14 protein-coding genes, 11 tRNA genes and 4 rRNA genes are annotated in these 21324 nt (G+C 43.2%); all 29 read left to right on the plus strand.

Annotation, left to right across the window (positions count from 1 at the left end; genetic code table 11):
- The 29 genes from MHB40_RS00480 to MHB40_RS00620 all read left to right on the plus strand — a co-directional run bounded on the left by MHB40_RS00480 (position 1) and on the right by MHB40_RS00620 (position 21276).
- The gene (locus MHB40_RS00480) at positions 1-834 is read left to right on the plus strand and encodes an aldo/keto reductase (protein ID WP_342533691.1); all 834 of its coding nucleotides are present in this window, start codon (positions 1-3) and stop codon (positions 832-834) included.
- Between the two features lie 247 nt (positions 835-1081).
- The gene (locus tag MHB40_RS00485) at positions 1082-1849 is read left to right on the plus strand and encodes a type III pantothenate kinase (RefSeq protein WP_004229137.1); all 768 of its coding nucleotides are present in this window, start codon (positions 1082-1084) and stop codon (positions 1847-1849) included.
- 21 nt (positions 1850-1870) lie between these two features.
- Complete coding sequence (hslO, locus tag MHB40_RS00490) at positions 1871-2752, plus strand: Hsp33 family molecular chaperone HslO (RefSeq protein ID WP_009373570.1); 882 nt, start codon at positions 1871-1873, stop codon at positions 2750-2752.
- Positions 2736-3707, plus strand: coding sequence for a peptidyl-prolyl cis-trans isomerase (locus MHB40_RS00495; protein ID WP_342533692.1), 972 nt, complete (start codon positions 2736-2738; stop codon positions 3705-3707). The genes hslO and MHB40_RS00495 overlap by 17 nt, the downstream gene beginning before the upstream one ends.
- A gap of 248 nt (positions 3708-3955) precedes the next feature.
- Positions 3956-4885, plus strand: a complete 930-nt coding sequence (gene cysK / locus MHB40_RS00500) for a cysteine synthase A (RefSeq protein ID WP_205446375.1) — start codon at positions 3956-3958, stop codon at positions 4883-4885.
- Positions 4886-5012: 127 nt separating this feature from the next.
- A complete protein-coding gene (gene pabB / locus MHB40_RS00505) occupies positions 5013-6443 on the plus strand; it encodes an aminodeoxychorismate synthase, component I (protein ID WP_342534739.1) in 1431 nt (476 codons plus the stop codon).
- On the plus strand, positions 6440-7021 hold the full coding sequence (gene pabA, locus MHB40_RS00510; RefSeq protein ID WP_342533693.1) for an aminodeoxychorismate/anthranilate synthase component II: 582 nt from the start codon (positions 6440-6442) through the stop codon (positions 7019-7021). The genes pabB and pabA overlap by 4 nt, the downstream gene beginning before the upstream one ends.
- Positions 7022-7861 carry an aminodeoxychorismate lyase gene (gene pabC, locus MHB40_RS00515; RefSeq protein WP_342442145.1) on the plus strand — a complete coding sequence of 280 codons (840 nt, stop codon included), beginning with the start codon at positions 7022-7024 and terminating at the stop codon, positions 7859-7861.
- Between the two features lie 12 nt (positions 7862-7873).
- Positions 7874-8728 (plus strand): dihydropteroate synthase, encoded by an 855-nt coding sequence (folP, locus tag MHB40_RS00520; protein ID WP_342442146.1) that lies wholly within the window; start codon positions 7874-7876, stop codon positions 8726-8728.
- On the plus strand, positions 8728-9093 hold the full coding sequence (gene folB / locus MHB40_RS00525; RefSeq protein ID WP_342442147.1) for a dihydroneopterin aldolase: 366 nt from the start codon (positions 8728-8730) through the stop codon (positions 9091-9093). Before folP ends, folB begins: the two co-directional genes overlap by 1 nt.
- Positions 9093-9605 carry a 2-amino-4-hydroxy-6-hydroxymethyldihydropteridine diphosphokinase gene (gene folK / locus MHB40_RS00530; RefSeq protein ID WP_342442148.1) on the plus strand — a complete coding sequence of 171 codons (513 nt, stop codon included), beginning with the start codon at positions 9093-9095 and terminating at the stop codon, positions 9603-9605. The genes folB and folK overlap by 1 nt, the downstream gene beginning before the upstream one ends.
- 88 nt (positions 9606-9693) lie before the next feature.
- Positions 9694-10734, plus strand: coding sequence for a tRNA dihydrouridine synthase DusB (gene dusB / locus MHB40_RS00535; protein ID WP_205446382.1), 1041 nt, complete (start codon positions 9694-9696; stop codon positions 10732-10734).
- A gap of 177 nt (positions 10735-10911) precedes the next feature.
- Positions 10912-12414 (plus strand): lysine--tRNA ligase, encoded by a 1503-nt coding sequence (gene lysS, locus MHB40_RS00540; protein ID WP_342442149.1) that lies wholly within the window; start codon positions 10912-10914, stop codon positions 12412-12414.
- Positions 12415-12622: 208 nt separating this feature from the next.
- Positions 12623-12904: a hypothetical protein gene (locus MHB40_RS00545; RefSeq protein ID WP_205446384.1), complete on the plus strand. Its 282-nt coding sequence runs from the start codon at positions 12623-12625 to the stop codon at positions 12902-12904.
- 772 nt (positions 12905-13676) lie between these two features.
- A 16S ribosomal RNA gene (locus tag MHB40_RS00550) occupies positions 13677-15228 on the plus strand.
- A 180-nt stretch (positions 15229-15408) separates the two neighbouring features.
- Positions 15409-18336 (plus strand): 23S ribosomal RNA (locus tag MHB40_RS00555).
- 115 nt (positions 18337-18451) lie between these two features.
- Positions 18452-18567 (plus strand): 5S ribosomal RNA (gene rrf, locus MHB40_RS00560).
- 10 nt (positions 18568-18577) lie between these two features.
- Positions 18578-18653: transfer RNA gene (locus MHB40_RS00565), tRNA-Val, on the plus strand.
- Positions 18654-18656: 3 nt separating this feature from the next.
- Positions 18657-18732 (plus strand) — tRNA-Thr (locus MHB40_RS00570).
- Between the two features lie 7 nt (positions 18733-18739).
- Positions 18740-18815, plus strand: a tRNA-Lys gene (locus tag MHB40_RS00575).
- A gap of 18 nt (positions 18816-18833) precedes the next feature.
- A tRNA-Leu gene (locus MHB40_RS00580) sits at positions 18834-18918 on the plus strand.
- A 35-nt stretch (positions 18919-18953) separates the two neighbouring features.
- Positions 18954-19028 (plus strand) — tRNA-Gly (locus MHB40_RS00585).
- A gap of 5 nt (positions 19029-19033) precedes the next feature.
- Positions 19034-19122, plus strand: a tRNA-Leu gene (locus MHB40_RS00590).
- Between the two features lie 7 nt (positions 19123-19129).
- Positions 19130-19206, plus strand: a tRNA-Arg gene (locus MHB40_RS00595).
- Positions 19207-19215: 9 nt separating this feature from the next.
- Positions 19216-19292, plus strand: a tRNA-Pro gene (locus tag MHB40_RS00600).
- A gap of 15 nt (positions 19293-19307) precedes the next feature.
- Positions 19308-19383, plus strand: a tRNA-Ala gene (locus MHB40_RS00605).
- A 143-nt stretch (positions 19384-19526) separates the two neighbouring features.
- A 16S ribosomal RNA gene (locus tag MHB40_RS00610) occupies positions 19527-21017 on the plus strand.
- The 16S, 23S and 5S rRNA genes sit together here with 11 tRNA genes alongside, the layout of an rRNA operon.
- 94 nt (positions 21018-21111) lie before the next feature.
- Positions 21112-21188, plus strand: a tRNA-Ile gene (locus tag MHB40_RS00615).
- Positions 21189-21200: 12 nt separating this feature from the next.
- Positions 21201-21276: transfer RNA gene (locus tag MHB40_RS00620), tRNA-Ala, on the plus strand.
- Positions 21277-21324: the final 48 nt, after the last annotated feature.

Genomic DNA, 21324 nt, shown 5'->3' on the forward strand with positions numbered 1-21324 from the left:
ATGGGAAATGTTGTATTGAATAATGGACTTAAAATGCCGTTGGTTGGTTATGGTGTTTTTCGAGTACCCGAAGGAGATGACCTAGCTGAAGCAGTTAAAACAGCTATAGCAAAAGGTTATCGTAGTATTGATACAGCACAAGTATATCGCAACGAGGAAAGTGTTGGACGAGGGATACGAGCAGCCATTGAAGAAGGCATAGTAACTCGTGAAGAATTATTTATCACATCAAAAGTTTGGAACGATGGACTTTCCTATGAAGAAACACTTGCGGCATATGACAGCAGTTTAGAAAAAATAGGATTAGACTATTTGGATTTATATTTAGTACATTGGCCTGGAATAGACCAAAATTATCTTGAGGTTTATAAAGCGCTAGAAAAGATTTACCAAGATGGTCGAGTACGTTCAATTGGAGTTAGTAATTTCCACGTACACCATTTAGAAAGCCTTTTGAAGGCAACGACTGTCGTCCCTGTTATTAATCAAATTGAATTCCATCCGCACTTAACACAGGAGGAAGTACGTGCTTACTGTAAGGATAAGGGGATACAGGTGGAGGCATGGTCTCCGTTGATGAATGGTTCTCTACTGGAAGAAACTTTGATTCAAGAGCTAGCCGCTAAATACGGCAAAACGCCTGCACAGATTGTATTACGCTATGATGTACAACATGATGTTGTCACGATTCCAAAAACGATGACACCTGCACGTATGACTGAAAACCTAGCTGTTTTTGACTTTGCGTTAACTGAGCAGGAAATGACACAGTTGGATGCAATGAACGATGGACTGCGTTGTGGTCCAGATCCAGAAAAATTTAATTTCAAATGATCTTAAGAGAGGCGGCCATATTTAGGTGCCTCTTTTTATGGAAGGATGAAACAATATAGTTTTGATCTCCATTTGTAGTAGACGATGCTGTACCTAGCATGCCCCCTACAGTACAAACAACATCTGCTGAATCAAGATAAAAAGTATGGTATCATTTTCTAAAGTGTTTTATCCTCATTCCAGTTAGAGAGAATGTTGTAATATGGGGATTGCGAAAGTTACAATGACGATATGGGAGGTGTCATTTTTGATTTTAGTTTTAGATGCAGGGAATTCAAATATTGTTTTAGGTGTCTATGATGACAACGATCAATTAGCCTTCCATTGGCGTATGGTGACGGATCTTCATAAAACAGAAGATGAATATGCCATGCAAGTTCTTTCCTTTTTTAATCATGCAGGCATTTCATTTGAACAAATAACAGGCATTATTATATCCTCAGTTGTGCCACCAATTATGTTTTCCCTAGAGGCGATGTGCCAGAAGTATTTTCGAAAAAAGCCTTTGGTAGTAGGACCAGGTGTAAAAACGGGTTTAAATATTAAATACGAAAATCCACGTGAGGTTGGGTCTGATCGCATAGTGAATGCCATAGCAGCTCTAGATTTATATAAGGCCCCTTGTATCATAGTTGATTTTGGGACAGCAACAACCTATTGTTATTTGAACGAAAAGGGCGATTACATGGGGGGAGCTATTGCGCCAGGCATCACTATTTCTACAGAGGCTCTTTATACACAGGCTGCAAGATTGCCGCGTATTGAAATCGTTCGACCTACACATATCGTGGGGAAAACGACCGTTTCTGCCATGCAGGCGGGAATTTTTTATGGCTTTGTCGGGCAAGTTGAGGGCATTGTTAATCGTATAAAAGCACAAAGTAAAGAGGAGCCATTAGTTATTGCTACAGGTGGATTAGCAAATCTAATTGCAGGGGAGACACAAATTATAGATGTTGTAGATCCATTTTTAACGTTAAAGGGTTTATATAAGCTCTATAAACGTAACCAATAGGAAATGAGGGACATTCCATTTATGAGTGATTATTTAGTAAGAGGTTTAGGATTTAATGGACAAGTTCGTGTGTTTGCAGCACGTACAACAGCCACAGTAGGAGAAGTGCAACGCCGTCACGATACATGGCCAGTTGTATCAGCAGCTTTAGGTCGTTCAATGACAGCGGCAGTTATGATGGGAGCCATGCTAAAAGGTGAAGAGAAAATTACTATTAAAATTGAAGGCAACGGTCCAATTGGCCCAATGGTAATTGATAGTAATGCACATGGAGAAGTGCGTGGATTTGTGACAAACCCTCATGTACACTTTGATTTAAACGAGCAAGGTAAGCTAGATGTTCGAGCAGGTGTTGGAACAGAAGGTGCTCTTACAATTGTTAAAGACCTTGGTTTAAGAGATATGTTTTCAGGACAAACACCAATTGTTTCAGGCGAAATTGCTGAAGATTTTACTTATTATTTTGCTACATCTGAGCAAGTACCATCATCTGTAGGTTTAGGCGTATTAGTTAATCCAGACAACACTATTCTTGCAGCTGGCGGATTTATACTTCAATTAATGCCAGGTTGTGAGGAAGAAACGATAACTGAAATTGAGCAACACCTTGCTACAATAGAGCCTGTTTCCAAAATGATTGAAAAAGGCTTTACACCAGAGCAAATTTTAGAAGCTGTATTAGGAAATGGACATCTACAAATTTTAGATTCCATGCCAGTTGAATTTAAATGTCAATGTTCAAAAGAGCGGTTTGGTGCGGCAATTTTAGGTCTAGGAACTGCAGAGATTAGAGAAATGATTGATGAGGACGGCGGTGCAGAGGCACAATGTCACTTCTGCTTAGAGACATATAGCTTTTCTAAAGATGAGCTAGAAGGGTTTATCGATGAGCTCAACGCGTAATCGGCGACCTTCAACCAATGTAACACCAAACCAAACTCCTTTATTGCAACGTCGTTTAAAGACAAAGCCTGCTTTAGCTGTCATAGCCGTTTTGTTATTAGGAAATGTATTATGGTTCATTAGTTGGTTGATCCCGAACAAAGGTCAGGAAATTGGTAGCGACGAACAAGTCGCTGCCATTGACGGGGATGTTATCACACGCCAAGAGTGGATGATTGCTATGGAAGAACGATATGGTAAAGAAACACTCCAAAATTTAGTAAATGAAACGGTAATGGAAAAGGCCGCAAAAACATATAAAATTAAAGTTACTGATAAAGAAATTGATCTGGAATTAGCGTTAATGCGATCTGCTCAAGATTTGTATGATACAGCCATGCAAAATCTTTCGGCAGAGCAACTACGCCAAAAGATTCGATCACAGCTTATATTGGATAAGGTACTCACGAAAGATGTAGTGATAGAGGAAGAAAACGTTGAAAAGTATTATGAGGAAAATCAAGGCTTATATAATACAAAAACAAGCTATCGTACGAATTTTATTGAGGTCGATTCAAAAAAAGCTGCTGATGAGGCACTGGGTGAATTAAAAAATGGCTCTGATTTTACAGTGCTGGCACGAGAAATTTCTGTTGATAGTGCTTCAGCGAGTTTAGGAGGGGATATTGGTTTCCTTACAGAAAATCAGGAAAATGTAGACCCTGCAATTATTAATGCTGTGAAATCGATAAAGGCAAATGAGGTAAGTAAAGCCTTTAAGTTAGATAATGGTCATTATGGCATTGTTCAAGTGCAAGAGGTATTAGAAGGACAATCCTTTACATATGACGATGTGAAAGAACATATTGAGCGTGAATTAGCTTTAGAGCAATTGCCGCAATCTGTTACGCCAGAAGCATTTTGGTCTGAATTTAATGCTACTTGGTATTATGGAGAGTCTAAAAAAGAAAAATAATACATGAAAGAGTCTGCAGGTTTTGCGGGGTAAAATGAGTCTGATCAAACTTACAGGCATTCGTAGTGATTTACCCAATAGATGCAGATTCTTTTTCTTTAGCCGATGATAAAGTTTTTCCTTTTCAACGCAATGATAAATATTCTGAAAATATATGCTTTATTTATTGACAATCGAATGGAAAAATTGATAAAATACAAAATAAGTAAAACCTATAAAAATAGTAGGGATTGGGAGTGGATTAGTAAATGAGTAGATTAGCAAATTCGGTAGCTGAATTAGTTGGTAAAACACCAATTGTAAAATTAAATCATGCAACAAGTGAAAATGAAGGTACTGTGTATGTAAAATTAGAATATTTTAATCCAGGAAGCTCAGTAAAAGACCGCTTAGCTTTAGCGATGATCGAAGCTGCGGAAAAAGACGGGACATTAAAACCTGGTGGTACAATTATTGAGCCGACATCTGGTAATACAGGTATTGGTCTTGCAATGATTGCTGCTGCTAAAGGTTATAAAGCCATTTTAGTTATGCCAGAAACAATGAGCTTAGAGCGTCGTAATTTATTGCGTGCTTATGGTGCAGAGCTTGTGTTAACGCCTGGTCCAGCGGGTATGAAGGGGGCAATTGCTAAAGCAGAAGAACTATCTGCAGAGCATGGCTACTTCCTGCCACAACAGTTTACGAATCCAGCGAACGCAGTAATTCACCGTCTAACAACAGGTCCTGAAATTGTAGAAGCATTTGATGGCCTAACACTTGATGCATTTGTAGCTGGTGTTGGTACAGGTGGTACAATCACTGGTGCGGGTGCTGTCTTAAAAGAAAAGTATCCAAGCATTGAAATCATTGCTGTTGAGCCAAAAGATTCACCAGTTCTTTCTGGTGGTCAACCAGGGCCACATAAAATTCAAGGAATTGGCGCTGGATTTGTACCAGCCGTTTTAGATACGGAAGTCTATTCTTCAGTATTCCCTGTTGAAAATGAGGTTGCTTTTGAAGTAGCACGTAAAGTAGCACGTGAAGAAGGAATCCTATGTGGTATTTCATCTGGTGCTGCAATCTATGCTGCAATTGAAGCGGCAAAACGTTTAGGCAAGGGTTCGAATGTTCTTGCTATTGTGCCTTCTAACGGTGAGCGTTACCTATCAACACCTTTATATCAATTTGAAGACTAATTAAAGTTTTTTATGTAAGGGCTCCTTTATAAAAGGAGTCCTTTTTAATGCAAAAAAATGGACACTATGAAAATTATAAAAATATTCGCTTCTATGTAATAATCAAGTTAAGATGGAATCACATCATATGTTTAAAGGGGAAAATAACTTGAAGACAATACTTACGAAAACATTAACGATGGATGCAGATTCATTTTTTTATAGCTATAAAAAGCAGACAGAGACTCAGCAAGCACATGTGTTTTTAGAAAGTGGACGTGGTGGACATTTTTCAATAGCAGCGTGGAATCCATTAGCTATCGCACAATCAGTAGAGGGTGGGCTTTTAGTAAATTGGAGAAATGGTAGACAAGAAGTTTTACAAGGCGAGTCCCTCGACTTATTGGAAGAGCTTGTGGCGGAATATCGGGTTACTTATAATGCAGAGCTTCCTGTTTTTCAGGGAGGGGCTATTGGATTCGTTGCGTATGATTATGCCCGTAAAATTGAGGAGCTTCCTAATACGGCAATAGATGACCTACAAGTACCAGATATCTATTATTATATTTTTGATTGTTGGGCAGTACATGATGTGAAAACAAATACAGTGACACTTATGAAGCTAGAAGATAATGAGGTCAACTTGGAAGAATGGGCTAACAACTGGCATGTTGCAGCACAGGCTGGATTAGGCGCGCGCAAATTTGAAAAAACAAATGCTACAGAAGTTATGAATGATGAGAACGAATTACTTGTTTCATTTGCAGGAGCTGATTTCGAGGCAGCGGTTAAAAAAATACAAACGTATATCGCGCAAGGTGATGTCTTTCAGGTGAATTTATCTGTTCGTCAGTCTAAGAACCTAAATGCAACTGCAATGGATGTCTATGAGGCACTTCGAGCGTTTAATCCGTCACCATATATGGCTTATATTGAAGCACCTGATTTTGCTGTTGTTTCTGGATCACCAGAGTTATTAGTCAAGCGTCAAGGCAATGAGTTGTCGACGAGACCAATTGCGGGTACTCGACCAAGAGGAAAAACCGAAGTGGAAGATTTAACATTGGCTCAGGAGTTAATTGATAATGAAAAAGAGCGTGCTGAGCATGTAATGTTAGTGGATTTAGAGCGTAATGATTTAGGCCGAGTATCGACCTATGGAACAGTGGAAGTGGATGAGTTTATGGTCATTGAGCGCTATTCACATGTCATGCATATCGTTTCGAATGTGCGTGGAGAAATAGCAGAAGGCAAAACGAATGCAGATGTTATTCGCGCAATGTTCCCAGGTGGGACAATTACAGGAGCGCCAAAGATCCGCACTATGGAAATTATTGAAGAATTGGAGCCTGTACGACGTGGTTTATATACAGGCTCAATCGGCTGGCTAGGCTTTACCGGTGATATGGAGTTTAATATTGTGATCCGTACAGCATTTATAAAAGATGGGGTTGCGCATATTCAGGCTGGCGCAGGCATTGTCATTGACTCTGTTCCCGAAAGAGAGTATCAGGAATCTTTAAACAAAGCGAAGGCAATGTGGCAGGCGAAGGCAATGGCAGAGGAGCGAGCAAAATGATTTTAATGATCGACAATTATGATTCATTTATTTATAACATCGTCCAATATTTGGGTGAATTTGGTCATGAGATAGTTGTGAAACGTAATGATGTTATGACAGTAGAGGAAATAGAACAACTTGCACCCGATATGATTGTTATTTCTCCAGGACCTTGTAGTCCGAATGAGGCGGGTGAAAGCCTGAACATTATTAAATATTTCGCGGGAAATATTCCGATTTTAGGGGTTTGCCTTGGACATCAGGCACTTGCACAGGTGTTTGGTGGCAATGTCATACGAGCGGAACGTCTAATGCATGGTAAGACATCACCCGTGCTGCATGCAGAAGTAGGTTTGCATAAAGGTATACCAAATCCATTCCAAGCAACTCGCTATCACTCTCTTATTGTAGAAAAGGAGACATTACCAGCGTGTCTAGAAGTAACAGCTTGGACAGAAGAGGGAGAAATTATGGGTCTTCGTCATAAGGAATATCCAATTGAGGGTGTACAATATCATCCAGAATCCATTATGACGGAGCAAGGGAAAAAACTTCTTCGCCAATTTATAGAGATGTATGTAGAAGGAGTGAAATAGATGCAGTGCTGGATGAATGGAAACTATATGGCGGCCCAGGATTTGCGAATTTCGCCATTTGATCATGGGTTTTTATACGGTTTGGGATTTTTTGAAACGTTCCGAACATATAGGGGTCAGGTATTCTGCTGGGAAGAACATATGGAAAGATTACAGCATGCTTTATCACAATATCACATTCATTTAACCTATTCTGAAAATGTATTACTTGAGGTTGTACAACAACTAAATCAACTGGCAGGCGGTCAGGATGGCTACTTCCGTTTAAATGTATCCGCTGGAGAGCATAATATTGGATTACAGCCAACAGAATATAGGCAACCCAATGTCATCATTTTTCGCAAGGAACTTCAGGACACACCGCGTGGTACTGAAAAGATTGCACAATGGCTTACTACAACACGCAATACACCTGAACAAGGGGTACGAGTTAAATCACATCATTATGGCAACAACGTACTTGGTCGCTTTGAAATACCATCACTGGCCAAACAAGAAGGTTTCTTTTTAACGGAACAAGGCTATGTGGCTGAAGGTGTGACATCAAATGTTTTTTGGGTAAAAAATGATATACTATATACGCCTTCCTTGGAGACAGGTATTTTACCAGGGATTATTCGTGCATGGGTTATAGAGAAGGCCAATGTGCTAGATATCGAAGTACAGCAAGGCTTTTATACAAAAGAAGACTTACTACAAAGTGCGGAATGCTTCATTACCAATTCAGTACAAGAGCTTGTGCCTATTAGTAGCTTGGAGAACCAGCGATTTTTTGGCAATAAAGGACCTATTTATTCGCTTTTGCATGGGGCATTTATTCAAGAAGTGGAGCAAGGATAAAGGAGCGTTTACATGCTAGAAAAATATACGAAACCATTAACGATTAATGGTATTACATTAGACTATACACAAGAAACATTTGTTATGGGGATTCTAAATGTTACACCAGACTCCTTCTCTGATGGAGGAAAGTATAACAATGTGGTGGCTGCTGTTGCTCAAGCGAAAAAAATGGTAGCTGAAGGAGCAAAAATCATTGATGTAGGTGGGGAATCTACACGTCCAGGGTATGAACGAATTTCAGATGAAGAAGAAATTGCACGCATTGTGCCTGTTATTCAAGCATTGGCAAAAGAAGTAAAGGCCGTTATTTCTGTTGATACGTATAAAGCAAGTGTAGCGCGTGCTGCAATTGAAGCGGGCGCACATATCATCAATGATATTTGGGGAGCGAAAGCAGAACCAGAAATTGCTCAGGTGGCTGCAGATTTACATGTTCCTATCATTTTAATGCATAATCGTGAAAATATGGATTATGGCATTGATTTTTGGACGACTGCAAAGGCAGATTTAGAAAAAAGTATTGCCATCGCACAGCAAGCTGGAGTCCCTGATCATCATATCATCTTAGATCCAGGTATTGGCTTTGCTAAAAATACTGCACAAAATATAGCTATGATGCAACACTTAACGGAATTAGTGGCTATGGGCTATCCGGTATTATTAGCAACATCACGTAAATCAATGATTGGTAATGTTTTAAAGCTACCTGTTGAGGAGCGTCTTGAAGGGACAAGTGCAACGGTGGCTTATGGAATTGAAAAGGGCTGTCATATGATCAGAGTTCACGATGTAAAGGAAATGGCGCGTACAACACATATGGCGGATGTATTAGTGGGTAAACGTTTGTTTAAGGAGGAAGCTTGATGGATTATATTCATTTAAAGGACATGCAGTTTTATGGCTATCATGGTGTGTTAGCCGCGGAAACGACTCTAGGTCAACGCTTCCGAGCAAATGTTTCGCTTGCAGTAGATATGACAAAAGCTGGGGAAACGGATGATCTTTCTTATACAGTTAATTATGCAGAGGTATATGCGTTATGTCGTGATATTGTAGAAGGCGAACCGTTTAAGCTTATTGAGGCTCTTGTTGTGAAAATAGCGAATGTAATTTTAGCAACCTATCCGGATAAAGTAGAGGGCGTTCGTGTAGAGCTCATTAAACCAGACCCACCCATTCATGGTTATTACAAAGAGGTCTCTGTTGAGGTAACGAGAGGTGATTTCTAATGAAGGATGTCTATTTATCTATCGGAACAAATATGGGAGAGAGATATGAAAATCTTCAGCACGCAGTAGCCCTTTTAAAGGAAAAGAAGGAAATTGAGCTAATCCGTGTTTCATCTGTTTATGAAACAGCAGCTGTAGGTTACACGGACCAGGCAGATTTTTTAAATATAGCTGTTCATCTAAAAACAGATATATCGTCTACTGAGATGTTGAAGATTTGCCAAGCAATCGAACAGGAATTAGGGCGTGTAAGAGAATTCCGCTGGGGCCCACGGGTTATTGACCTTGACATTTTACTTTACAATCAAGAGAATATTGAAACGGAGAACTTAATTGTTCCTCATCCAAGAATGTATGAGCGAGCATTCGTCCTAGTACCACTTGTAGAGATTACACCATCACCACTGGATGAACAGCTACAACAAGCGCATGTTCTGTTACAGCAAATGGATTGTGAAAAGGAAGGCGTGATCTTCTGGAAACTTTTTAATGAACCTTCAACGGTGAATTAAGTAATGGTGTAGGAATGAATTATCAGCGTATAGCATTAACGATAGCTAGAGAAAAATAGGTAAAGCCTATAGAGGAGGAAGAAAAACGTTGGGTCAGTCAACAGAGAAGCCATTTCAAATTGGCGATATTGTCATGGACAATCGAGTAGTATTAGCGCCAATGGCTGGGATTTGTAACTCTGCTTTCCGATTAACGGTTAAGGAGTTTGGTGCAGGTCTCGTATACGCTGAAATGATTAGTGATAAGGGCATTGTTCAAAAAAATGAAAAAACATTAGGTATGCTTTATATCGATGAACGTGAAAATCCTCTGTCATTGCAAATCTTTGGTGGGGATAAAGCAACCTTAGTGGAAGCAGCGAAATATGTGGATGAAAATACAACTGCTGATATTATTGATATCAACATGGGATGCCCTGTTAATAAAATCATAAAATGTGAAGCGGGTGCACGCTTGCTACTTAATCCAGATAAAGTATATGAAATGGTAGCGGCTGTTGTGGATGCCGTCAAAAAACCAGTTAGCGTAAAAATGCGTATTGGCTGGGACGAAGAGCATATTTTTGCAATTGAAAATGCCCAAGCTGTGGAGCGGGCAGGTGCATCTGCAGTAGCAGTTCATGGTCGTACACGTGTACAAATGTATGAAGGTAAAGCGAACTGGGATTACATTCGTCAAGTGAAGGAAAATGTCAGCATTCCTGTGCTTGGTAATGGGGACGTGGAAACACCACAAGACGCGAAACGCATGCTTGAAACTACAGGTGTAGATGCAGTAATGATTGGACGTGCTGCTTTAGGTAATCCATGGATGATCTACCGTACGGTTCAATACCTAGAAACAGGTGAATTAAAAGAAGAACCAGGTGTACGTGAAAAAATGGATGTATGTCTATTACACTTTGAACGACTTCTTCAATTAAAAGGAGAAGGAATTGCAGTTCGGGAAATGCGTAAACATGCATCATGGTATTTAAAAGGGATTCGCGGCAATGGTAAAGCACGCAATGCTATTAACCAAACTGAAACTGCGGCAGAGCTTCGCGCATTGTTAAATGGTCTTGTACAGGAGTATGAAGAAAGCGAATCTAAATTGATTGTTCCAGAAGCCAAAGAATTAATTATATAGATACATGATGGGCATCTCTACAATTTGGTAGAGACGCCTTTTAGCTGCAACTTAAATTTTTCGAATTATTAATTATTTTGTATTAGGTTGAAAATAAACTGAAACAGATGATTACAGCACTAAAATTGTGTACAATAGAAATATTATGGACGTAAACGCGGACAATTTACTTAAGGAGTGAAACAAGTGTCAAATATAGAAGAATTAAATGATCAACTATTGGTGAGACGCCAAAAGATGACAACTATACTAGAAAACGGACAAGATCCATTTGGAAGCCGTTTTGAGCGTACACATTTATCCACAGAAGTACGTGAGCAATTTGCAGATCAAACAAAAGAGCAGCTTGAGGAAAACCTTCAAGAGGTTATTATTGCGGGCCGTATTATGACGAAACGTGGTAAAGGAAAAGCTGGATTTGCGCATATTCAGGATTTAAGTGGTCAAATTCAAATTTATGTTCGCCAAGATCATGTAGGCGAAGAAGCGTATGAATTATTTAAACAAGCTGATTTAGGAGACATCGTAGGTGTGCGCGGTAACGTATTCCGTACACAAGTGGGAGAACTTTCTGTAAAGGCTGAGGAATTCACGTTCCTGACAAAAGCGCTACGTCCTATGCCAGAGAAATTCCATGGCTTACAGGATGTTGAGCAACGTTATCGCCAACGTTACCTAGATTTAATGACAAACGAAGATAGCAAAAAAACATTTATCACTCGTTCTAAAATTATCCGTGCAATCCGTAATTATTTAGATAATGCTGGATACTTAGAAGTAGAAACACCAATGCTTCACACAATTGCTGGTGGCGCAGCTGCTCGTCCATTTATTACGCATCACAATGCACTTGATATGGAATTATATATGCGAATTGCCATCGAATTGCACTTAAAACGTTTAATCGTTGGTGGTTTAGAGAAAGTTTACGAAATCGGACGTGTGTTCCGTAATGAAGGAATTTCTACACGCCACAACCCTGAATTTACAATGATTGAACTATACGAAGCATATGCTGATTATCAAGATATCATGTCTCTAACTGAAAACCTTATTGCACATGTTGCCCAAGAAGTTCTAGGTACAACAACAGTTCAATATGGAGAAGATCAAATTAATCTTGCGGTAGGTTGGAAACGAGTTCACATGGTAGATGCTGTAAAAGAGGCAACGGGTGTAGATTTCTGGCAGCCAATGACAAAAGAACAAGCACAAGCGCTTGCTAAAGAGCATGGAGTAGAAGTGAAGGATGTTCATGAAGTAGGTCATATTATCAATGAATTCTTTGAACAGAAAGTAGAAGAGACACTTGTACAGCCTACATTCGTATTTGGTCATCCAGTAGAAATCTCACCTCTTGCGAAGAAAAATCCAGAGGACGAGCGTTTTACAGATCGCTTTGAGTTATTCATCGTTCGTCGTGAACATGCAAATGCCTTCACGGAGTTAAATGACCCAATCGACCAACGCCAACGCTTTGAAGCGCAATTAGCAGAAAAAGAAGCAGGTAATGATGAGGCACATGAAATGGACAATGATTTCATTGAAGCATTAGAATACGGTATGCCTCCAACAGGTGGTCTAGGTATCGGTATTGACCGCTTAATCATGCTACTAACAAATTCACCATCAATTCGTGATGTATTATTGTTCCCAACAATGCGTCATATTACAAAATAGTAAATTGTAGTGTAGGTTTTTCATAGAGCTATAAAAGAGCAGTAATGTATGAAGAGGAGAATTCACAAGATAAGTGAATTCTCTTCTTTTTGTTCAATGAAAAAAATTAAGTTGTTTAAACGTTGATTAAATTTAGGTTATACTTTTATAGTTCTATGTTTTTCAATACAATAAGTATAAAAAAGAAGTATTTTATTGGGGGCTTATAATGAATTACAAAATTATTAACAAACAAGTATTTGAACAGGCACAATTACGTTCTGTTTCCGATGTTCCATTTACGGAGGAAGAGCTCGAGCATGGTATGAAATTAGTCGTTGCTAAAAAAGACGAGACGCTTACCTTATATTTAGTGGAAATAGATGGCCACAAGAAATTTGAAGTTCGTTGGGATGATTCTTCTGAAATCTTCAGTGGCTGGTATTCCGCATGGGATAATTTCTTATGGTGCTTAAACATAGTCGATCCTCAAAGTAATGACATAAAATAGGGGCATCTTAGAAATAAGCAGGCGCTAAAGTACAGAAGACGTACTTTAGCGCCTGCTTATTTTAGGTTGGGATTGAAGTAACATAGATTGTAGTTACAGTTATAGTTATTATGAAGGAATAAACGGTTTTGTATGATTTGTAGTTTTTATCAAGGAAGAAGGACATCTGTAAAAGAATGATCTCTTATATAAAGTAATGATTTTGTTAGCTACAACTACCAACTTTAAGAGCTATAAAATTATTAGTATTTTAATTTTAAATGTTGAGATTTAATAGAAAGAGATGTATAGTAAAACAAATAATTAAGTAAGAAACGAGAATACGATAATTAAAACTCTCGTAAATGCAAAAAATAGCTTATAAAATCAATTTTATTAAAATAAAATAGAATTTGTGTAAAAAACACTTGCGAAGTTTTTTATAACGTGATAAATTATTACTTGTCGTTAAGACAACGCAATTAACAACATCGAGCTTCAAAAATGAATTTGAAAAAAGATGTTGACAGAAATAAATGATTATAATATAATATAAAAGTTGTCTCTGATAATTTTTGAATAACTTTTTAGAAAAAGTGTTGACAACGAAATGAAGAAATGTTATAATATAAAAGTTGCTGTCGAAAGATGGTTACGAAATGAACCTTGAAAACTGAACAAGCAAAACGTAATCAATAAAGTTTTAAGTAGCTAGCTTCGGCGAGTGAACGAAACAAAAATTTTGGACATCAAAATTGATGCCAGCAAAACAATTTGAGCTAATCAAATTTCTTTTATGGAGAGTTTGATCCTGGCTCAGGACGAACGCTGGCGGCGTGCCTAATACATGCAAGTCGAGCGAACAGAGAAGGAGCTTGCTCCTTCGACGTTAGCGGCGGACGGGTGAGTAACACGTGGGCAACCTACCCTATAGTTTGGGATAACTCCGGGAAACCGGGGCTAATACCGAATAATTTGTTTCACCTCATGGTGAAACACTGAAAGACGGTTTCGGCTGTCGCTATAGGATGGGCCCGCGGCGCATTAGCTAGTTGGTGAGGTAACGGCTCACCAAGGCGACGATGCGTAGCCGACCTGAGAGGGTGATCGGCCACACTGGGACTGAGACACGGCCCAGACTCCTACGGGAGGCAGCAGTAGGGAATCTTCCACAATGGGCGAAAGCCTGATGGAGCAACGCCGCGTGAGTGAAGAAGGATTTCGGTTCGTAAAACTCTGTTGTAAGGGAAGAACAAGTACAGTAGTAACTGGCTGTACCTTGACGGTACCTTATTAGAAAGCCACGGCTAACTACGTGCCAGCAGCCGCGGTAATACGTAGGTGGCAAGCGTTGTCCGGAATTATTGGGCGTAAAGCGCGCGCAGGTGGTTTCTTAAGTCTGATGTGAAAGCCCACGGCTCAACCGTGGAGGGTCATTGGAAACTGGGAGACTTGAGTGCAGAAGAGGATAGTGGAATTCCAAGTGTAGCGGTGAAATGCGTAGAGATTTGGAGGAACACCAGTGGCGAAGGCGACTATCTGGTCTGTAACTGACACTGAGGCGCGAAAGCGTGGGGAGCAAACAGGATTAGATACCCTGGTAGTCCACGCCGTAAACGATGAGTGCTAAGTGTTAGGGGGTTTCCGCCCCTTAGTGCTGCAGCTAACGCATTAAGCACTCCGCCTGGGGAGTACGGTCGCAAGACTGAAACTCAAAGGAATTGACGGGGGCCCGCACAAGCGGTGGAGCATGTGGTTTAATTCGAAGCAACGCGAAGAACCTTACCAGGTCTTGACATCCCGTTGACCACTGTAGAGATATAGTTTCCCCTTCGGGGGCAACGGTGACAGGTGGTGCATGGTTGTCGTCAGCTCGTGTCGTGAGATGTTGGGTTAAGTCCCGCAACGAGCGCAACCCTTGATCTTAGTTGCCATCATTTAGTTGGGCACTCTAAGGTGACTGCCGGTGACAAACCGGAGGAAGGTGGGGATGACGTCAAATCATCATGCCCCTTATGACCTGGGCTACACACGTGCTACAATGGACGATACAAACGGTTGCCAACTCGCGAGAGGGAGCTAATCCGATAAAGTCGTTCTCAGTTCGGATTGTAGGCTGCAACTCGCCTACATGAAGCCGGAATCGCTAGTAATCGCGGATCAGCATGCCGCGGTGAATACGTTCCCGGGCCTTGTACACACCGCCCGTCACACCACGAGAGTTTGTAACACCCGAAGTCGGTGAGGTAACCTTTTGGAGCCAGCCGCCGAAGGTGGGATAGATGATTGGGGTGAAGTCGTAACAAGGTAGCCGTATCGGAAGGTGCGGCTGGATCACCTCCTTTCTAAGGATTATTTCGGAATACAAACCTTGGGTTTGTAAGATTACGTTTTGCGTTCAGTTTTGAAGGTTCATTCTTCTGAATGAAATGCTTCAAAACTTGTTCTTTGAAAACTGGATAAAACGACATTGAAATTGTAACAAACACATTTATTTTTTAAGTTTTTTATAGGCTTAATAACTTGGTTAAGTTATTAAGGGCGCACGGCGAATGCCTTGGCACTAGGAGCCGAAGAAGGACGGCACTAACACCGATATGCTTCGGGGAGCTGTAAGTGAGCTTTGATCCGGAGATTTCCGAATGGGGGAACCCACTACGTTTAATCGCGTAGTATCTTGACGTGAATACATAGCGTCTTGAAGGCAGACCCAGGGAACTGAAACATCTAAGTACCTGGAGGAAGAGAAAGAAAAATCGATTCCCTGAGTAGCGGCGAGCGAAACGGGAAGAGCCCAAACCAAGAGGCTTGCCTCTTGGGGTTGTAGGACACTCAATACGGAGTTACAAAAGAGCGAGTTAGATGAAGCGACTTGGAAAGGTCCGCCAGAGCAGGTAAAAGCCCTGTAGTCGAAAGTTCGTTCCCTCCTGAGTGGATCCTGAGTACGGCGGAACACGTGAAATTCCGTCGGAATCCGGGAGGACCATCTCCCAAGGCTAAATACTACCTAGTGACCGATAGTGAACCAGTACCGTGAGGGAAAGGTGAAAAGCACCCCGGAAGGGGAGTGAAAGAGATCCTGAAACCGTGTGCCTACAAGTAGTTAGAGCCCGTTAATGGGTGATAGCGTGCCTTTTGTAGAATGAACCGGCGAGTTACGATTACGTGCGAGGTTAAGCTTTAGAAGGCGGAGCCGCAGCGAAAGCGAGTCTGAATAGGGCGAAATAGTACGTGGTCGTAGACCCGAAACCAGGTGATCTACCCATGTCCAGGGTGAAGGTGAGGTAACACTTACTGGAGGCCCGAACCCACGCACGTTGAAAAGTGCGGGGATGAGGTGTGGGTAGCGGAGAAATTCCAATCGAACTTGGAGATAGCTGGTTCTCTCCGAAATAGCTTTAGGGCTAGCCTCGTGATGAGAATACTGGAGGTAGAGCACTGTTTGGACTAGGGGGCCATCCCGGTTTACCGAATTCAGACAAACTCCGAATGCCAGATATTTATACACGGGAGTCAGACTGCGAGTGATAAGATCCGTAGTCAAAAGGGAAACAGCCCAGACCACCAGCTAAGGTCCCAAAGTAATCGTTAAGTGGAAAAGGATGTGGCGTTGCACAGACAACCAGGATGTTGGCTTAGAAGCAGCCATCATTTAAAGAGTGCGTAATAGCTCACTGGTCGAGTGACGCTGCGCCGAAAATGTATCGGGGCTAAACGATTCACCGAAGCTGTGGATTGACATCTACGATGTCAGTGGTAGGAGAGCGTTCTAAGTGCGTTGAAGTCAGACCGGAAGGACTGGTGGAGCGCTTAGAAGTGAGAATGCCGGTATGAGTAGCGAAAGACGGGTGAGAATCCCGTCCACCGTATGACTAAGGTTTCCTGAGGAAGGCTCGTCCGCTCAGGGTTAGTCGGGACCTAAGCCGAGGCCGATAGGCGTAGGCGATGGACAACAGGTTGATATTCCTGTACCACCTCCTCACCGTTTGAGAAATGGGGGGACGCAGTAGGATAGGGTAAGCGCGCTGTTGGATATGCGCGTCCAAGCAGTAAGGCGTGTGTGTAGGCAAATCCGCACACTGTAACGTTGAGCTGTGATGGCGAGTCCGTATGGACGAAGTTCCTGATTTCACACTGCCAAGAAAAGCCTCTATCGAGGTGAGAGGTGCCCGTACCGCAAACCGACACAGGTAGTCGAGGAGAGAATCCTAAGGTGTGCGAGAGAACTCTCGTTAAGGAACTCGGCAAAATGACCCCGTAACTTCGGGAGAAGGGGTGCTCTTGAGCGTGCAAGCGCATGAGAGCCGCAGTGAATAGGCCCAGGCGACTGTTTAGCAAAAACACAGGTCTCTGCAAAACCGTAAGGTGACGTATAGGGGCTGACGCCTGCCCGGTGCTGGAAGGTTAAGAGGAGTGGTTAGCGCAAGCGAAGCTGCGAATTGAAGCCCCAGTAAACGGCGGCCGTAACTATAACGGTCCTAAGGTAGCGAAATTCCTTGTCGGGTAAGTTCCGACCCGCACGAAAGGCGTAACGATCTGGGCACTGTCTCAACGAGAGACTCGGTGAAATTATAGTACCTGTGAAGATGCAGGTTACCCGCGACAGGACGGAAAGACCCCGTGGAGCTTTACTGTAGCCTGATATTGAATTTTGGTACAACTTGTACAGGATAGGTAGGAGCCAGAGATCTCGGAGCGCCAGCTTCGAAGGAGGCGTCGGTGGGATACTACCCTGGTTGTATTGAAATTCTAACCCATGCCCCTTAGCGGGGCAGGAGACAGTGTCAGGCGGACAGTTTGACTGGGGCGGTCGCCTCCTAAAAGGTAACGGAGGCGCCCAAAGGTTCCCTCAGAATGGTTGGAAATCATTCGTAGAGTGTAAAGGCACAAGGGAGCTTGACTGCGAGACCTACAAGTCGAGCAGGGTCGAAAGACGGGCTTAGTGATCCGGTGGTTCCGCATGGAAGGGCCATCGCTCAACGGATAAAAGCTACCCCGGGGATAACAGGCTTATCTCCCCCAAGAGTCCACATCGACGGGGAGGTTTGGCACCTCGATGTCGGCTCATCGCATCCTGGGGCTGTAGTCGGTCCCAAGGGTTGGGCTGTTCGCCCATTAAAGCGGTACGCGAGCTGGGTTCAGAACGTCGTGAGACAGTTCGGTCCCTATCCGTCGTGGGCGTAGGAAATTTGAGAGGAGCTGTCCTTAGTACGAGAGGACCGGGATGGACACACCGCTGGTGTACCAGTTGTCTTGCCAAAGGCATCGCTGGGTAGCTATGTGTGGACGGGATAAGTGCTGAAAGCATCTAAGCATGAAGCCCCCCTCAAGATGAGATTTCCCATTACGCAAGTAAGTAAGATCCCTCAAAGACGATGAGGTAGATAGGTTCGAGGTGGAAGTGTGGTGACACATGGAGCTGACGAATACTAATCGATCGAGGACTTAACCAAAAAAGTTTGAAACATTCAATGCATCGTTTATCCAGTTTTGAAAGAACAAGAAAGTTTTGAAAAAAGCTTGCATTTATAATGAAATATGTTATAATAAATCTTGTCTTTTAAAAAGTCTAGTGATGATGGCAAAGAGGTCACACCCGTTCCCATACCGAACACGGAAGTTAAGCTCTTTAGCGCCGATGGTAGTTGGGGGCTTCCCCCTGTGAGAGTAGGACGTCGCTAGGCATAGTACCCAGGAGGATTAGCTCAGCTGGGAGAGCATCTGCCTTACAAGCAGAGGGTCGGCGGTTCGAGCCCGTCATCCTCCACCATATGCCGGTTTAGCTCAGCAGGTAGAGCAACTGACTTGTAATCAGTAGGTCGTGGGTTCGATTCCTATAGCCGGCACCATTTTTTCGAGCCATTAGCTCAGTTGGTAGAGCATCTGACTTTTAATCAGAGGGTCGAAGGTTCGAGTCCTTCATGGCTCACCATTTTTGAAATAATAATAAGCGGGTGTGGCGGAATTGGCAGACGCACTAGACTTAGGATCTAGCGCCGCAAGGCGTGGGGGTTCGACTCCCTTCACCCGCACCATTATTTTCATTGCCAGATAAAAAACTTATGCACATGCGGAAGTAGTTCAGTGGTAGAACACCACCTTGCCAAGGTGGGGGTCGCGAGTTCGAACCTCGTCTTCCGCTCCAAATGTGCCGGGGTGGCGGAACTGGCAGACGCACAGGACTTAAAATCCTGCGGTAGGTGACTACCGTACCGGTTCGATTCCGGTCCTCGGCACCATTTTAATGCGCCCGTAGCTCAATTGGATAGAGCGTCTGACTACGGATCAGAAGGTTATGGGTTCGACTCCTGTCGGGCGCGCCAAAAGAACAACGGGAAGTAGCTCAGCTTGGTAGAGCACTTGGTTTGGGACCAAGGGGTCGCAGGTTCGAATCCTGTCTTCCCGACCATTTCCTATAAATTATGGGGCCTTAGCTCAGCTGGGAGAGCGCCTGCCTTGCACGCAGGAGGTCAGCGGTTCGATCCCGCTAGGCTCCACCAAGTCAATTTATGAACCTTGAAAACTGAACAAGCAAAACGTAATCAATAAAGTTTTAAGTAGCTAGCTTCGGCGAGTGAACGAAACAAAAATTTTGGACATCAAAATTGATGCCAGCAAAACAATTTGAGCTAATCAAATTTCTTTTATGGAGAGTTTGATCCTGGCTCAGGACGAACGTTAGCGGCGGACGGGTGAGTAACACGTGGGCAACCTACCCTATAGTTTGGGATAACTCCGGGAAACCGGGGCTAATACCGAATAATTTGTTTCACCTCATGGTGAAACACTGAAAGACGGTTTCGGCTGTCGCTATAGGATGGGCCCGCGGCGCATTAGCTAGTTGGTGAGGTAACGGCTCACCAAGGCGACGATGCGTAGCCGACCTGAGAGGGTGATCGGCCACACTGGGACTGAGACACGGCCCAGACTCCTACGGGAGGCAGCAGTAGGGAATCTTCCACAATGGGCGAAAGCCTGATGGAGCAACGCCGCGTGAGTGAAGAAGGATTTCGGTTCGTAAAACTCTGTTGTAAGGGAAGAACAAGTACAGTAGTAACTGGCTGTACCTTGACGGTACCTTATTAGAAAGCCACGGCTAACTACGTGCCAGCAGCCGCGGTAATACGTAGGTGGCAAGCGTTGTCCGGAATTATTGGGCGTAAAGCGCGCGCAGGTGGTTTCTTAAGTCTGATGTGAAAGCCCACGGCTCAACCGTGGAGGGTCATTGGAAACTGGGAGACTTGAGTGCAGAAGAGGATAGTGGAATTCCAAGTGTAGCGGTGAAATGCGTAGAGATTTGGAGGAACACCAGTGGCGAAGGCGACTATCTGGTCTGTAACTGACACTGAGGCGCGAAAGCGTGGGGAGCAAACAGGATTAGATACCCTGGTAGTCCACGCCGTAAACGATGAGTGCTAAGTGTTAGGGGGTTTCCGCCCCTTAGTGCTGCAGCTAACGCATTAAGCACTCCGCCTGGGGAGTACGGTCGCAAGACTGAAACTCAAAGGAATTGACGGGGGCCCGCACAAGCGGTGGAGCATGTGGTTTAATTCGAAGCAACGCGAAGAACCTTACCAGGTCTTGACATCCCGTTGACCACTGTAGAGATATAGTTTCCCCTTCGGGGGCAACGGTGACAGGTGGTGCATGGTTGTCGTCAGCTCGTGTCGTGAGATGTTGGGTTAAGTCCCGCAACGAGCGCAACCCTTGATCTTAGTTGCCATCATTTAGTTGGGCACTCTAAGGTGACTGCCGGTGACAAACCGGAGGAAGGTGGGGATGACGTCAAATCATCATGCCCCTTATGACCTGGGCTACACACGTGCTACAATGGACGATACAAACGGTTGCCAACTCGCGAGAGGGAGCTAATCCGATAAAGTCGTTCTCAGTTCGGATTGTAGGCTGCAACTCGCCTACATGAAGCCGGAATCGCTAGTAATCGCGGATCAGCATGCCGCGGTGAATACGTTCCCGGGCCTTGTACACACCGCCCGTCACACCACGAGAGTTTGTAACACCCGAAGTCGGTGAGGTAACCTTTTGGAGCCAGCCGCCGAAGGTGGGATAGATGATTGGGGTGAAGTCGTAACAAGGTAGCCGTATCGGAAGGTGCGGCTGGATCACCTCCTTTCTAAGGATTATTTCGGAATACAAACCTTGGGTTTGTAAGATTACGTTTTGCGTTCAGTTTTGAAGGTTTATGAAATATAATAAAACTTCTAAGAGGGCCTATAGCTCAGCTGGTTAGAGCGCACGCCTGATAAGCGTGAGGTCGATGGTTCGAGTCCATTTAGGCCCACCATATATACCTCTTGGGGCCTTAGCTCAGCTGGGAGAGCGCCTGCCTTGCACGCAGGAGGTCAGCGGTTCGATCCCGCTAGGCTCCACCATTTTTTTGTTCTTTGAAAACTGGATAAAACGACATTGAAATTGTAACA

Origin of the sequence: Lysinibacillus sp. FSL K6-0057, assembly GCF_038630885.1 — a bacterium.
Lineage (GTDB): Bacteria > Bacillota > Bacilli > Bacillales_A > Planococcaceae > Lysinibacillus > Lysinibacillus fusiformis_F.

Excerpts from the sequence above, each read along its gene's own strand:
- MHB40_RS00480 (WP_342533691.1), top strand. The coding sequence starts at position 1 with ATGGGAAATGTTGTATTGAATAATGGACTTAAAATGCCGTTGGTTGGT.
- hslO (WP_009373570.1), top strand. The coding sequence starts at position 1,871 with ATGAGTGATTATTTAGTAAGAGGTTTAGGATTTAATGGACAAGTTCGT.
- MHB40_RS00495 (WP_342533692.1), top strand. The coding sequence starts at position 2,736 with ATGAGCTCAACGCGTAATCGGCGACCTTCAACCAATGTAACACCAAAC.
- cysK (WP_205446375.1), top strand. The coding sequence starts at position 3,956 with ATGAGTAGATTAGCAAATTCGGTAGCTGAATTAGTTGGTAAAACACCA.
- pabB (WP_342534739.1), top strand. The coding sequence starts at position 5,013 with ATGTTTAAAGGGGAAAATAACTTGAAGACAATACTTACGAAAACATTA.
- pabA (WP_342533693.1), top strand. The coding sequence starts at position 6,440 with ATGATTTTAATGATCGACAATTATGATTCATTTATTTATAACATCGTC.
- pabC (WP_342442145.1), top strand. The coding sequence starts at position 7,022 with ATGCAGTGCTGGATGAATGGAAACTATATGGCGGCCCAGGATTTGCGA.
- folP (WP_342442146.1), top strand. The coding sequence starts at position 7,874 with ATGCTAGAAAAATATACGAAACCATTAACGATTAATGGTATTACATTA.
- folB (WP_342442147.1), top strand. The coding sequence starts at position 8,728 with ATGGATTATATTCATTTAAAGGACATGCAGTTTTATGGCTATCATGGT.
- folK (WP_342442148.1), top strand. The coding sequence starts at position 9,093 with ATGAAGGATGTCTATTTATCTATCGGAACAAATATGGGAGAGAGATAT.
- MHB40_RS00545 (WP_205446384.1), top strand. The coding sequence starts at position 12,623 with ATGAATTACAAAATTATTAACAAACAAGTATTTGAACAGGCACAATTA.